The 12,820-nt window shown below is 49.3% G+C and carries 15 protein-coding genes; 10 read left to right on the top strand and 5 right to left on the bottom strand.

The annotated features are described in order from the left end of the window. Positions 1-143 precede the first annotated feature (143 nt). The 3 genes from HMPREF2726_RS08490 to surE all read right to left on the bottom strand — a co-directional run bounded on the left by HMPREF2726_RS08490 (position 144) and on the right by surE (position 2,703). Positions 144-482 carry a cupin domain-containing protein gene (locus HMPREF2726_RS08490; protein WP_049230110.1) on the bottom strand — a complete coding sequence of 113 codons (339 nt, stop codon included), beginning with the start codon at positions 480-482 and terminating at the stop codon, positions 144-146. Between the two features lie 220 nt (positions 483-702). Then, positions 703-1,623, bottom strand: a complete 921-nt coding sequence (locus HMPREF2726_RS08485; RefSeq protein WP_070602980.1) for a peptidoglycan DD-metalloendopeptidase family protein — start codon at positions 1,621-1,623, stop codon at positions 703-705. Between the two features lie 318 nt (positions 1,624-1,941). Next, positions 1,942-2,703: a 5'/3'-nucleotidase SurE gene (gene surE / locus HMPREF2726_RS08480; protein WP_009312230.1), complete on the bottom strand. Its 762-nt coding sequence runs from the start codon at positions 2,701-2,703 to the stop codon at positions 1,942-1,944. Between the two features lie 266 nt (positions 2,704-2,969). Between surE and HMPREF2726_RS08475 the strand changes: the two genes are divergently transcribed. From HMPREF2726_RS08475 to mltB, 7 genes are all read left to right on the top strand, one after another. Further along, a complete protein-coding gene (locus tag HMPREF2726_RS08475; RefSeq protein WP_009312229.1) occupies positions 2,970-3,497 on the top strand; it encodes a hypothetical protein in 528 nt (175 codons plus the stop codon). Between the two features lie 102 nt (positions 3,498-3,599). After that, positions 3,600-4,262 (top strand): 4'-phosphopantetheinyl transferase family protein, encoded by a 663-nt coding sequence (locus HMPREF2726_RS08470; RefSeq protein WP_232203826.1) that lies wholly within the window; start codon positions 3,600-3,602, stop codon positions 4,260-4,262. Positions 4,263-4,394: 132 nt separating this feature from the next. Next, the gene (gene rpsF / locus HMPREF2726_RS08465; RefSeq protein WP_003757376.1) at positions 4,395-4,766 is read left to right on the top strand and encodes a 30S ribosomal protein S6; all 372 of its coding nucleotides are present in this window, start codon (positions 4,395-4,397) and stop codon (positions 4,764-4,766) included. Next, positions 4,763-5,065 carry a primosomal replication protein N gene (gene priB / locus HMPREF2726_RS08460; RefSeq protein WP_176662357.1) on the top strand — a complete coding sequence of 101 codons (303 nt, stop codon included), beginning with the start codon at positions 4,763-4,765 and terminating at the stop codon, positions 5,063-5,065. The genes rpsF and priB overlap by 4 nt, the downstream gene beginning before the upstream one ends. Positions 5,066-5,071: 6 nt before the next feature. After that, on the top strand, positions 5,072-5,302 hold the full coding sequence (rpsR, locus tag HMPREF2726_RS08455) for a 30S ribosomal protein S18 (RefSeq protein WP_003678863.1): 231 nt from the start codon (positions 5,072-5,074) through the stop codon (positions 5,300-5,302). Positions 5,303-5,318: 16 nt separating this feature from the next. Beyond that, positions 5,319-5,771 (top strand): 50S ribosomal protein L9, encoded by a 453-nt coding sequence (gene rplI, locus HMPREF2726_RS08450; RefSeq protein ID WP_003743490.1) that lies wholly within the window; start codon positions 5,319-5,321, stop codon positions 5,769-5,771. Positions 5,772-5,883: 112 nt separating this feature from the next. Beyond that, entirely contained in the window at positions 5,884-6,966 is a 1,083-nt protein-coding gene (gene mltB / locus HMPREF2726_RS08445) for a lytic murein transglycosylase B (RefSeq protein ID WP_070602979.1), read from the top strand. A gap of 66 nt (positions 6,967-7,032) precedes the next feature. On the opposite strand, the gene HMPREF2726_RS08440 is transcribed toward mltB, so the two are convergent. Beyond that, entirely contained in the window at positions 7,033-7,746 is a 714-nt protein-coding gene (locus HMPREF2726_RS08440; protein ID WP_070602976.1) for an aldose epimerase family protein, read from the bottom strand. A gap of 198 nt (positions 7,747-7,944) precedes the next feature. Between HMPREF2726_RS08440 and dnaX the strand changes: the two genes are divergently transcribed. From dnaX to HMPREF2726_RS08425, 3 genes are all read left to right on the top strand, one after another. Next, on the top strand, positions 7,945-10,125 hold the full coding sequence (dnaX, locus tag HMPREF2726_RS08435) for a DNA polymerase III subunit gamma/tau (protein WP_070602975.1): 2,181 nt from the start codon (positions 7,945-7,947) through the stop codon (positions 10,123-10,125). A 141-nt stretch (positions 10,126-10,266) separates the two neighbouring features. Beyond that, on the top strand, positions 10,267-10,602 hold the full coding sequence (locus HMPREF2726_RS08430) for a YbaB/EbfC family nucleoid-associated protein (protein WP_003744574.1): 336 nt from the start codon (positions 10,267-10,269) through the stop codon (positions 10,600-10,602). Between the two features lie 191 nt (positions 10,603-10,793). After that, positions 10,794-11,360 (top strand): hypothetical protein, encoded by a 567-nt coding sequence (locus tag HMPREF2726_RS08425; RefSeq protein ID WP_003757391.1) that lies wholly within the window; start codon positions 10,794-10,796, stop codon positions 11,358-11,360. A gap of 161 nt (positions 11,361-11,521) precedes the next feature. Here HMPREF2726_RS08425 and HMPREF2726_RS08420 read toward each other — a convergent pair whose 3' ends face one another. Further along, positions 11,522-12,565 (bottom strand): sulfate ABC transporter substrate-binding protein, encoded by a 1,044-nt coding sequence (locus tag HMPREF2726_RS08420; RefSeq protein ID WP_070602973.1) that lies wholly within the window; start codon positions 12,563-12,565, stop codon positions 11,522-11,524. Between the last annotated feature and the right edge of the window lie 255 nt (positions 12,566-12,820).

Raw genomic sequence — 12,820 nt, 5'->3', positions numbered from 1 at the left:
CCTTGTCCTGATTTAAATTTAATCCACTATAAGTTGTCTTGTGTCGGAACTTTGATTTATCGTTCTTTTTGAACAGTAATTAGGTTGAATGTTGAAGAGGTCGTCTGAAAACCATTTTTTTGGCTTTCAGACGACCTCTTTCTTTATAGGCAACATTTGCCGAAACGCAGTTTTTTATTCAGGCCGGAGGCGTAAGTAAGCTGCTTGATGACCAGTATATTGGTGTGGTCTTGTAGGGCGCGTATGCTGTGGGTTTCGTTGGGCTCAAGGCGGACGACTTGAAGTCCTTGCGTGGAGAGGGTTTCGGTTTGGGTGATGATTTTGGCGCTGCCGTTGAGTACCAGCAGGAGAATAATGGCATCGGCTTGATAATCGGGGATTTCATTATCCTTTTGCAGGGAGAGTTGAACGATTTCTTGGTCGATATCGCTATGGATAACGCCGCCGAGCAAGGCTTTGGGATCTAGGGTGTATTGTTGCATGATGACTCCTTGAAAAGAAAAGCTTTGAGAAAGATTTCAAAAGACGGAAATGTCTTGAGGGTCGTCTGAAAAATACTGGAGACGGCAATAAGTTTGATTGTACGGGTGTATTGGCGGGAGAAATTCAATATAAGTCAATATTGTTGTGAATTGGGAGGGTTGGCTTTTGTCTTTGAAAATAAAAACCGCCCAATTTGGGCGGTTTTGTATGGCATTGATTTTAAAATGCAACGTAGTTTGCAGGGTTGACCGGTTTGCCGTTTTGGCGCACTTCAAAATGCAGTTGTGTACGGCTGGCGTCTGTATTACCCATGTTTGCGATGGTTTGACCGCGTTTGACTTGTTGCCCTTCGTTGACCAGCAAGCGTTGGTTGTGACCGTATGCGCTCAGATAAGATGAGTTGTGTTGGATGATGACCAGGTTGCCGTAACCGCGCAAACCTGAGCCGGCATAGACGACTTTGCCGTCAGCTGCCGCAACGACGGGTTGGCCGGCTGTACCGCCGATATCTACGCCTTTGTTGCTGCCGCCGAAGTTGCTGATGACGTTGCCGACGGTCGGACGTTGCCATGTGATGCCGCTGACTGTGCGGGTACCGCCTGTGGAAACGGTCGGGGTGTTAAGCGGTGCAGGAGTAGGTTTGGGAGAGGCGGTGTGTGTCGGAGGAGGGGTCGGAACAGACGCAGTAGCGGTTGGAGCGCTGTAGCCGTTCGGTTTGACGCGGAGGGTTTGTCCGACGCTGATGGTGTTGTCTGCCAAGCCGTTCCATGCGCGGAGGTTGTCTTGGGTAATTTGGTAACGTTTGGAAATGTTATAGACGGTATCGCCGCGCACTACGGTGTGTGTTGCAGCATTGATGTCCACCGGCGCGTAAGAAGGCGTGTAAGAGCCGGTAGGGCCGGAAGGGTAGCTGCTGTTGGCAGGAGGAGTGGAAGCGGGAGGGGTATAAGGGGCGTCGTTGTTGGCCGCATTGGTTTCGTAAGGCGCTGCACCATATGGATTGTTGGAGGTTGTGTTTGCAGAACCGGAATTGCTGCCGGAATTGCCTACGACGACGGGCGCAGGTTGTTGGCTGGCGCATGCGCTGAGTATGAGGGCGAGGGCTGCCGACCCTGCGTAAAATGCGGTTTTTTTCAACATGATTGGATGACCTTTATATCGGGTTGTTGTTTTATTGGGACATATCATAATAAAAATACGCCCTGTTCTCAAGTATTGCAGCCGTTAGTAACTGTTAAAGTGCCTGATTTTGACTGGTTCGCCTGTTTGAAAATCTGACGGACAGCGGGTATGGGCTTAATGTAGGGTTTCATTTCAAAATAACTGTTTATAGTGGCTTAACTTTAAACCAGTACGGCGTTGCCTTGCCTTGCTGTACTGTCTGTACTGTGCGGCTTCGTCCGCCTTGTCCTGATTTAAAGTTAATCCACTATATCAGAAGCAGGTCGTCTGAAAAGGTTATGTGTTTGAGGGTTTTATGCCTTGCCAAAACTCCCTGACACTTTGGAGTTGGTTGTAGGCTGTTAGGTCGATTTGCAGGGGGGTGATGGTGATGAACCCTGCTTCGCACTCTCCAAAGTCGGTGCCTTTCTCTTGGTCGGAAATGTTGCCGACCGGCCCTATCCAGTAAATCGGTTCTCCGCGCGGATTGTGCATGGGGACGATACTTTGCTCGTGGTGTCTTCTGCCCAATCGCGTGATTTTAATGCCCTGTATGTCTTCAGGCATGACTGCGGGGATGTTGATATTCCACAGGATGGGCTCTTTAGGAGGATTTTTTAACAAATATTCTAGCAACATCCAAACGGATTTTTCAGCGGTTTTCCAGTAGCGGCCGCGTGAATCATTCAATGAAAAAGCGATGGCGGGAATACCCATCAAATAGGCTTCGGTTGCTGCAGCGACTGTACCTGAGTAGAGGGTGTCGTCCCCCATGTTGGCGCCATTGTTTATTCCGGATAAAACCAAATCGGGTTTGAAATCGGGCAGGGCGTGTTGTCCGACATGGATACAGTCGGTTGGCGTTCCGCTGACATAGTAAAAACCGTTTGAGGCTTCTTTTATTTGCAGCGGGCGGTCAAGTGTTAAAGAATTGCTGACGCCGCTGCGGTCGCGTTCGGGTGCAACTACGCGGACATTGGCAAATTCTGCTGCAACGCGTGCCAAAATAGCAATGCCGGGGGCTAGGTAGCCGTCGTCGTTGGAAATTAAGATATTCATAAGCGTATCCGTAACATAATCTGGGCAGTCTAACGGTTGATGATAAAGTTTGTCTATTTTTCAGATGATTTTATGTGTGTGGCGAATTGCAGGTCGTCTGAAAGAGAGAGTTCATACAATTTGCTTTATAACAATATTTGAAGTCGTGCGGTGAGAGGGAATTTTTGTAAAAGAAGGGGTGATTTATTTCTTATCAGATAATCCGCAATGCATTACAATAACAAATCGTAATCCTTATTTACAAACTACTTTCGGGAGTTATTGAAATGCGCCGTTTTTCTTATCTAATCGCTTTGTCTTCAGTATTAGCCATTTCTGCATGTGCTAGTAACCAATCAAAATCGGAGTCTTCTGTCGGAAATTCAGGCTCGGCTTCATCTCATGAACAACATGCCGGGAAAGATTCAGGAGCATGCCGCAGTGTGGGTGAAGGGCATAAAGTGAATGGCAAAGGAAAAAATGACGTTTATATGTGTAAGGCAAGTGTTGCACTGAATTCCGATGAAGCGAAATCTGTTCTGAATCCTAATATCAAAGTTTCTTACGGCAGCACCGGTAATACCACTTTGGTCTCCCGTCAAATTGCCAACATGGTCGGTAAAAGTCCGGAGGAATCCTGCCAGCGTGCTTTCTTGAGTACAGTGAAACGCTTCCAAAGCACTGCGGTACAAAGAAAAGCGAAATCCGTCCGCTTAGTCAGCTATTTTGACAAAAAAACCGTTGGCGGCAATGAGTATGAATGCCATGTTGCTACTTGGAACAGCCGAGTGGTCTTAAAAGGAAGCTTGCATTAAAAGTGTAACGACCAAATTATGGTTTGGCGGTAATTTGGTCTAACTGTTATCTTTAAATGGTAGCTTGATGCTTGCAATGTGTTGAAATGAGCCGGTGGGTATATGCTGCCGGCTCATTTTGGTTTTAGAAAATTTTGTTTTGGATATCCGATGAAGAAGCATTTGTATTGCCTGCTCGGAGATGAGCTTCTTGCCGAAACTTATTGTGATGATTCTTTAAGTCAACATGATAGGCAGAGGATAGCCCAATCACCGCAATTGTCGGAAAGAATAGATTGGAAAGTCAGTCGCGCCCTTAAGCAAAAATCAAAACATCCAATCGTTTCGCTCAGCCATAGTCACGGCATTGCTACGGTGTTGTGTACATCAAATAGTCTGTCCGCCGGTGTGGATGTTGAGAAAATCCGTTTTCGTGATTTTCAGGCGTTGGCGGAGTGGGTATGTGCTGAGTGGGAAAAGGAATATTTGGTATCCAGGGATTGGGATAAGGAAGAATTTTATCGGCTATGGTGCATTAAAGAAGCACTGTTGAAGGCGGCGGATTTGGATTTTCCCGAGGATATGCGCAAGGTTGGCTATCGATTTACGGCAGATGGAAAAAGGGAAATACAGGTGTGCGGATGTTCGGATTGGCATGGGATGACAGCGATGTTGTCTGATGGATTTGCTGTTGCCTGTGTTTGGCAGGGGAATGATGTTGAAGTTTATCTGGAATGTCACGGCGGGATAAATAAGGATGATTTGATGAGGATAGAGGTCGTCTGAAAACAGAATATTTTCAGACAGCATTGTCTGCTTGTGACAGGCTTGAATTTCGGTTATAATTCGACGCTTTCAACCTTGCCTTTTGCTTTCGCATGGCAAAAGGCTGTATTTAATCATCCATAAGGAGATAACATGCGTCATTATGAGATCGTGTTTATCGTTCATCCTGATCAAAGCGAGCAAGTGCCTGCTATGGTTGAACGTTACAAAACCATGATTGCCGAAGCTGGCGGCAAAATCCACCGCTTGGAAGACTGGGGCCGCCGTCAACTGGCTTACCCGATTAACAAAATCCACAAAGCACACTATGTTTTGATGAACATCGAAACTACTCCTGAAGTAGTTGAAGAGCTGGAAACCGCTTTCCGCTTTAACGATGCCGTACTGCGCCATCTGACCATCAAAACAAAACATGCTGTAACCGAAGCCTCTCCTATGCTGGGCGGCGAAAAAGCAAAAAACTTGCTGAACGGTGCGGCTGAAGAAGTTGCAGCAGCCGAATAAGATTGGATAATCTTACAAAGCTTACTGCCCTGATTTACAAGGTTGAATCCTTGAGATACACGCCGGCAGGAATTCCTGTTTTGGATATTATGTTAAAGCATGAATCTTGGCAGGAAGAAAACGGGCAAAAATGCCTGGTCAGTTTTGAAATTCCCGCGCGTATTTTAGGTAAGCAGGCTGAAGAATGGCAGTATCGGCAAGATACGATGGTTGAAGCAGAAGGCTTTCTCGCACAGCGAAGCAAACGCTTCCCAAGGCCGATACTCCGCATACAGAACATTAAAGAATATAAAGGTTAAACGACAATGGCTCGTCAATCATTCAAACGTAGAAAATTCTGCCGCTTTACGGCTGAAAAAATCCAAGAAGTCGATTACAAACAAGTTGATTTGCTGAAAGACTTCATTTCTGAAAACGGCAAAATCATCCCTGCCCGCATCACCGGCACCAAAGCGCATTACCAACGCCAATTGGCTACTGCAGTCAAACGCGCACGCTTCCTGGCTCTGTTGCCTTACACCGATCAACACAAATAATTTTGGAGTTTAAATCATGCAAATTATTCTGTTAGAGAAAATCGGCGGTTTGGGCAACTTGGGCGACATCGTTACCGTAAAAAACGGTTACGCCCGCAACTTCCTGATTCCTGCCGGCAAAGCCAAACGCGCTACTGAAGCCAATATGAAAGAATTCGAAGCACGCCGTGCCGAATTGGAAGCCAAACAAGCCGAAATCTTGGCCGATGCTAAAGCACGTCAAGAAAAACTGGACGGTCAAACCATCACTATCGCTCAAAAAGCCGGTGTGGACGGTCGTCTGTTCGGTTCCGTTACCAATGCCGACATCGCTGCTGCGATTGTTGCTTCAGGCGTTGAAGCTGCAAAATCCAACGTCCGCCTGCCTAACGGCCCTCTGAAAGCCGTAGGCGAGTACGAAGTTGAAGTGGCTCTGCACACTGACGCTGTTGCTGCGATTACCGTTGCTGTTGTTGCGGCTGCAGAGTAATAGACAGTCTTAAAAGGTCGTCTGAAAGGAAAGGGAATGTATATTCCTACCGTCTTTCAGACGACCTTTTTGCATAATTAAGACTGCTTCCTTAGTGACTATAAATTCAGATATGAAAAAACTTATCCCTTTCATCGCAATATCAACCGCGTTGCTGCTTGTTGCTTGCAATACAACCAAAACAAACGTTGAGTCTGCTAAAACGGTTGAGCCGATCAATCAAAGCAAAAACCAGCGTCCTGCTTTTGATTCTGCTGCGGAATCGGTTGCCAGCAGCGGCTTTAATGCCAATACCAATGTCCGCCAGTTTATCCGTTATGAGGCAGCGAAAAAGCAGTTTACAGAAGCCGAGCTGCAAAACTTTTTTAATGGCGTGGTTTACAAGGGCAATATCATCAATATCATGTACCGCCCGTCAACTTCCCGCCCTTGGTATGAATTCCGCACGGGCAACTCCGGCGCGACGAAATTTAACGGCGGCAAACAGTTTTACGCTGCCAACCGTGCCGTTATCGATGATGTGGCACGCAAATACGGAGTACCTGCCGAGCTGATTGTGGCGATTATCGGGATTGAAACCAACTACGGTAAAAACACGGGCAGCTTCCGCGTTGCCGATGCTTTGAGTACCTTGGGTTTTGATTATCCGCGTCGCGCCGAGTTTTTCCAAAACGAGCTGATTGAGCTTTTGCTGATGGCGAAAGAAGAAAAAGAGAACGTTTTTGACTTCAAAGGCAGCTATGCGGGCGCAATGGGTATGCCGCAATTCATGCCTTCGAGCTATCGCAAATGGGCGGTCGATTATGATGGCGACGGACACCGCGATATTTGGAACAATATCGGCGACGTTGCCGCTTCTGTTGCCAATTATATGAAGCAACACGGCTGGAAAACAGGCGGCAAAATGATTGTTCCCGTCAATCTGACGATTACGCCTGATTTAAAAGCCATCATTGATGAAAAAACCGCATTGAATCGTACCGTTGCGGATTTCAAAGCAATGGGTGTGGTTCCGCAAAAAGCGGTTGCCGACAATGAGAAAGCCGTTTTGTTCAGCTTGGAAACCAGTCCGGGCGTATTTGAATATTATCTCGGTCTGAATAATTTCTATACAGTTTGGCAGTATAACAACAGCCGAATGTATGTTACCGCCGTGCGTGATATTGCCAATGCAATCAACAACAACGGTTTGTAATGTTCAAAAACCACCTTCTCCAAGGTGGTTTTTTATTTGAGGGCCTGAAACAAATCCACTCCAAACTCAAGCAATCAAACGGATTTTCATGCCGTAACGCTTTTTGCCATGTCCCGATACAAACTGTCCGCCGCGCGCAGGCGATAAAAAGGCGTTGCCTTCGGCGGTAGGCTCGGCGCAGGTGTATTGTCCGTTGCGGTCGCTCCAAAGCGCGTAAACGGGCAGGTTTTGCGTTCGGATGTCGAGTTTTAATCCGTCAAACGCAACATGTGTATACGATGATGAAGCGACAAATTCCGTGTGTGCGATATAGTCGGCGTCGTAGGGCGCGCCGTTGAAATCGAATTGGGTGCCGACGGCGGGGAAATAGGGATGGAAACCGGGCGAAGTGCGCACGGGCGCGTCGCCGTAATTGCAGACGGTCAATGTAGCGACCGCTTCGTTTTCGTTCGGTAGGCTGTAATCCAGAAGCCATTCGACGTTTTCATAGCCCTTTGCCGTGCTGATCAATCTCAAGCCGACATCCGATTCATTTTGATAGCGGATTTGCCAAGTAGAGGTTCTGCCGAAACCGTGTTGCGCCAAATGGTTTTTACTGTCCGGCCCAAACTGCGGCAGGCAGACGTGCATCCCGCCGCGTAATTTTGTATCAGTGCCGACTTGGACGCTGGTTTTCGGGAATAACACTTCTCGACCGTGTAAAACCAAATTGTCCACATATGCGCCCAGGGTGTTTATCTGCATGGATGCGGAATGATTGCGTAAGATGATTTCAGACATAGTGATTTGTTCTTCAAGATATTTTAGATTTTGTAATATTCTAACGATTATACACGCGCCTTTCCCGATATGCAGACAGAAAATCCTTAATAAAAATCAAAAAAATGCTAAAATACCCGTCATCTTCCAAGGTCGTCTGAAAGGCGTTCAACCACTTTTCAGACGACCTTCCGATTTATTTCCAGCAGAGAAAACCTTATGGCTTATCAAGTTCTTGCCCGTAAATGGCGTCCGAAAACCTTTGCCGATTTAGTCGGTCAGGAACACGTCGTCAAAGCCTTGCGCAACGCGCTGGACGAAGGCCGCCTGCACCATGCCTACCTGCTGACCGGTACGCGCGGCGTCGGGAAAACCACCATCGCCCGTATTCTGGCGAAAAGCCTGAACTGCGAAAACGCGCAACACGGCGAGCCTTGCGGCGTGTGCCAAAGCTGTACGCAAATTGACACCGGACGCTACGTTGACCTGCTGGAAATCGACGCCGCCTCCAACACCGGCATCGACAACATCCGCGAAGTATTGGAAAACGCCCAATACGCGCCGACCGCCGGCAAATACAAAGTCTATATCATCGACGAAGTACATATGCTCTCCAAAAGTGCGTTCAACGCCATGCTGAAAACGCTGGAAGAGCCGCCCGAACACGTCAAATTCATCCTTGCGACCACCGATCCGCACAAAGTCCCCATTACCGTTTTGAGCCGCTGCCTGCAATTTGTCTTGCGCAACATGACTTCGCAACAGGTTGCCGACCACCTTGCCCATGTTTTAAACAACGAAAACATCGCCTACGAACCAGCCGCCCTGCAACTCTTGGGCCGTGCCGCCGCAGGCTCGATGCGTGATGCCTTAAGCCTGCTCGACCAAGCCATCGCCATGGGTTCGGGCAGCGTTGCCGAACAAGACGTCCGCCAAATGATAGGCGCGGTGGACAAGCAATATCTCTACGAGCTGCTGGCGGGCATCGTCAACCAAGACGGCGAAGCCCTGCTGGCGAAAGCGCAGGAAATGGCGGCGCGCGCCATCGGCTTTGACAGCGCGTTGGGCGAACTTGCCATGCTGTTGCAACGCCTCGCCTTGATACAGGCGGTTCCTTCCGCTTTGGCACACGACGACCCTGAGCGCGAAACCCTGTTGCAACTGAGCCAGGCACTCAGCGGCGAACAAATCCAGCTTTATTATCAATGCACTATCCATGGCAAACAGGATTTGAGCCTTGCGCCCGACGAATACGCCGGCTTCGTCATGACCCTGCTGCGTATGCTTGCGTTTGCGCCGTTGGCAGCGGATGCGCACGACGTTGGCGGACATATCGAAAATACTGAGCTGCATTCTGCCGAAACGGGTGTCCATACCGCAAAAAAGCCTTTGCAACTTCCCCAGTCTGAAGCCGCCAAACCACCCGTTCGGACGACCTCCACGCCTGCCACGTCGTCTGAAAACAAGGTTGCCGAACCGGTTTCTGTTCAAGAAAAGAATGACGTTCCACCTTGGGAAGACACACCAAGCGATGTGGAAACCGTATCGGACACGCCCGCCCAAACGGCGGATGCGAGCGTTCAGACGACCTCTGACGCAGCAGAGATAAACACTCCGTCCGCAAACGAAGCAGAAACGCCATTTCAGACGACCCATCAAGCCGAAACGTCGTCTGAAAATCAAGTTTCCGATTACGGGGCAGCAAACAACGAAGCTGACGTTTCCTTGTCTGAGGCTTCGTCTGAAAACCCCATTCAGACGACCCCGATTGAAGAAGCCGTGGATGCAGAATCGTTTGCGCATGAAGCTTCCGCAGAGCCTTTCTACGATTACGGTTCGCCCGAGCATGACTACCCCGTAGCGGATAGCGCGGAAATGCCCCCGCCGCCGGATTGGGAACACGCCGTCCCTGCCGATACGGCAGAAGCAGAATCGGAAGCCGAAGAAGACGGCGACGACGACGAAGACACGCAGTTCGCCCCGCTGCCCGATTTTTCCACCGAAAACTGGGCGGCAATCGTCCGACATTTCGCCCGCAAGCTCGGCGCCGCGCAAATGCTGGCGCAACACGCCGCATGGACGCACTACGACGCAGGCAGCCATCTGATAATGCTGTCGCTGACCGACGAAGCCCGCGCCACCGCCAACAAAGAGCGGCTCGACAAAATCAAAAACACGCTTGCCGAAGCCTACGGACTGCCGTTGAAATTGCAAACCGAACCGTGGCGCGACGACGCGGGTTGGGAAACCCCGATCATGCGCCGCCAACGCCTCCAGCTTGAAGGCAGGCAGCAGGCGCAGGATTTGCTCGAAGCCGACGAAACCGCGCGTCAGGTTTTAAAAGTTTTCGAAGCCCAATGGCAGCCCGATTCTTTGGAACTGGCGGAGCAGGCGGAATAACGGCAATCGAGAATTTCCGTTTCCCTTCGGATACATAAACATTCAGGTCGTCTGAAAACCATCAACCCGCTTTCAGACGACCCTTCACACCAAACGGTATGACCCCATAACCTTAACGATTCAACCACAGGAGTTTTAAATATGTTCGGAAAAGCCGGATTAGGCGGCCTGATGAAACAGGCGCAGCAAATGCAGGAAAACATGAAAAAAGCGCAAGCGAAACTTGCCGAAACCGAAGTAGAAGGCGAAGCAGGCAACGGCTTGGTTAAGGTCGTGATGACCTGCGCCCACGTCGTGCGCAAACTCGAAATCAGCCCCGACCTGATTCAAGAAGCCGCAGACGACAAAGAAATGCTGGAAGATTTGGTGCTCGCCGCCATCAATGCCGCCTCTGAAAAAGCCGAAGAAACCACCAACAAAACCATGGGTGCATTCACCCAAGGCCTGCCCGCAGGCATGGGCGACTTCTTCCGCTAAACCCGCGCCGCAAAGCAAATAAAGGTCGTCTGAAACGCCAAAAAGCAGTTTCAGACGATCTTCGGATTATCTGTTTTGCGGATTGAAATCAACATATCGGCGGCCATTCCGCCACAGGTATTATTGAGTGCGTCATTGCATTCAAACCCACTCAATCAAGATTAAAAACCAACCGATACACCAAACAAAAAATGAAACCGTCCCTTCCCATCCGCTCACTTCTTTTAAGCTGTGTGTTCGCCGCAGCAAGCGCAAACAGCCTTGCCGCCGCAACCGTCATTACTTCTCCGGACAAACAGTTCAGCGTCAGAAAAGTCTGCAACCATAAAACTCAAGAATGCTCTTTCTTTGCAAGCAAAAAAGCCATTGCAAAAAATCTTCCCGAAGACAGGACGAGCTATGAATGGCTTGGCAATACCTTTGCATTAAGGATCAGCTTCGGATCGTATGATTCCTACACCACCTTCGCCGACCGTACCCACAAGCCCCATACGCTTTCCTCTGTCATCGCCACCGACAGCAAAACGCAATGCGCCGTGACCGCAGGTTATAAAGGCGTGTCTTTCTACTCGCTGTTCCATGAAAAACCGGTCAAATTCATTTCCGCAAAAGACAAAAAATTCGGCTTCATCCAAGATGTCGCCACGTTGGAATCCGTCGTCGAGGCAGAATTCAAAGGCAAGAAAGTCCGCATGACCTATATGAACAAAGCCGAACGCGATGTCTCGGTCGTTTTGGACAATCCGTGTGTGAAATGATGTGCCAAGTTTGATGGACGAGGTCGTCTGAAAAGATGCCGTTCATTCAAAAACGAAGCAGCCCGAAACCTGACTGAAAAAAGGTTTCGGGCTGTTTGCGCCTGTTTGGCAAGCCGAAGCGGGTAGGGCGCAAGGCGTGCCGGTTGGGCGGATTGTTTCTTTTAGCGTTTGGGCGAGAGCTGGTCCACCAAGCCGCCGTCGGCAAAATATTTCTTCATGATTTCCGGCCATGTGCCGAATTTTTCATTCGGATTGAACGTTTCGATATCCGGAAAATCAGCTTTGTGTGCGGCGAGGACTTCGCTGTCGCGCGGACGCAGATACAATTTGGCGGCAAGCTCTTGGGCGGGTTTGCTCCAAAGGTAGGACAGATATTCCTGCGCCGCCTGCTGCGTACCTTTTTTATCCGCCACGCTGTCCACGACGGCAACCGGCGTTTCCGACAAAATCGTGTAGCTCGGATAAACAATCTCAAATTGATCTTGAGTCAGTTTTTTGCTGACATGATTCGCCTCGTTTTCAAAAGTAATCAAAACATCGCCAATATTGCGCTGGCTGAACGTCGTCGTTGCCGCCCTGCCGCCGCTTTCAAATACCGGCGTGTTTTTCAGTAAGGCAGCGACAAATTCTTTGGTTTTGCCTTCATCTCCGCCAAACGCCTTCAAACCGTAGCCGTATGCACCCAAAAAGGCGTAGCGGCCGTTGCCCGTGGTTTTCGGGTTGGCGAGTACGATTTTTACCCCGTCTTTGGTCAAATCGTTCCAATCCTTGATTTGCTTCGGATTGCCTTTGCGGACGAGGAAAACCGTCGTGCTGGTGTAAGGCACGGCATGGTCGGGCAGGCGTTTAGCCCAGTCGGATTTGACCAAGCCTTTTTGTTCGAGCAGCTCGATGTCGGAAGTCTGATTCATGGTCACCACGTCCGCCGCCAAACCGTTCGCCACAGATAAAGCCTGCTTGCTGGAGCCGCCGTGAGACTGCTGGATTTCAATAGACTCGCCATGATGCTTTGCCTGATATTCTTTAATAAATAACGGGTTGTATTCTTTGTAAAAATCCCGTGCCACATCATAAGACACATTTAAAAGCGTAATGCCCTTGCCGTTTGCCGCCGGCGCAGCCGCCTTGTCGGCAGCCTGTTCGGATTTGGGCGAGCAGGCGGAAAGGGCAATGGCGGCAGCCAGCGACAGTATGCGGATATTCATTCGACACTCCTGAAAAATTCGGAAAACAATTCGCCCGATTCATTGCCGATAAGGACGTAACGCACCAAGCATGAACAGGCAGTGATTACAAAGCACTTTATCTCGAAAGAATAAAAAGCGGAAATAATGTTTGCTTCGGCGGATATCAATTTTGGTTATAAGGTCGTCTGAAAAGCAGGCTTCATTTTCAGACGACCTCCGCCGACGGAATCTTGTTTTGATTATAGTGGCTTAACTTTAAACCAGTACGGCGTT

Source organism: Neisseria sp. HMSC074B07, assembly GCF_001810355.1.
Taxonomy (GTDB): Bacteria; Pseudomonadota; Gammaproteobacteria; order Burkholderiales; family Neisseriaceae; genus Neisseria.
The sequence above is the reverse complement of the archived record's forward strand: the minus strand, read 5'-3'. Positions and strand labels throughout refer to the sequence as shown.

Coding starts and splice junctions, on each gene's coding strand:
- dnaX (WP_070602975.1), top strand. CDS start 7,945: ATGGCTTATCAAGTTCTTGCCCGTAAATGGCGTCCGAAAACCTTTGCC.
- HMPREF2726_RS08440 (WP_070602976.1), bottom strand. CDS start 7,746: ATGTCTGAAATCATCTTACGCAATCATTCCGCATCCATGCAGATAAAC.
- mltB (WP_070602979.1), top strand. CDS start 5,884: ATGAAAAAACTTATCCCTTTCATCGCAATATCAACCGCGTTGCTGCTT.
- HMPREF2726_RS08485 (WP_070602980.1), bottom strand. CDS start 1,623: ATGTTGAAAAAAACCGCATTTTACGCAGGGTCGGCAGCCCTCGCCCTC.
- HMPREF2726_RS08470 (WP_232203826.1), top strand. CDS start 3,600: ATGCTGCCGGCTCATTTTGGTTTTAGAAAATTTTGTTTTGGATATCCG.
- HMPREF2726_RS08420 (WP_070602973.1), bottom strand. CDS start 12,565: ATGAATATCCGCATACTGTCGCTGGCTGCCGCCATTGCCCTTTCCGCC.
- HMPREF2726_RS08475 (WP_009312229.1), top strand. CDS start 2,970: ATGCGCCGTTTTTCTTATCTAATCGCTTTGTCTTCAGTATTAGCCATT.
- rpsF (WP_003757376.1), top strand. CDS start 4,395: ATGCGTCATTATGAGATCGTGTTTATCGTTCATCCTGATCAAAGCGAG.
- rplI (WP_003743490.1), top strand. CDS start 5,319: ATGCAAATTATTCTGTTAGAGAAAATCGGCGGTTTGGGCAACTTGGGC.
- HMPREF2726_RS08425 (WP_003757391.1), top strand. CDS start 10,794: ATGAAACCGTCCCTTCCCATCCGCTCACTTCTTTTAAGCTGTGTGTTC.
- surE (WP_009312230.1), bottom strand. CDS start 2,703: ATGAATATCTTAATTTCCAACGACGACGGCTACCTAGCCCCCGGCATT.
- rpsR (WP_003678863.1), top strand. CDS start 5,072: ATGGCTCGTCAATCATTCAAACGTAGAAAATTCTGCCGCTTTACGGCT.
- HMPREF2726_RS08430 (WP_003744574.1), top strand. CDS start 10,267: ATGTTCGGAAAAGCCGGATTAGGCGGCCTGATGAAACAGGCGCAGCAA.
- HMPREF2726_RS08490 (WP_049230110.1), bottom strand. CDS start 482: ATGCAACAATACACCCTAGATCCCAAAGCCTTGCTCGGCGGCGTTATC.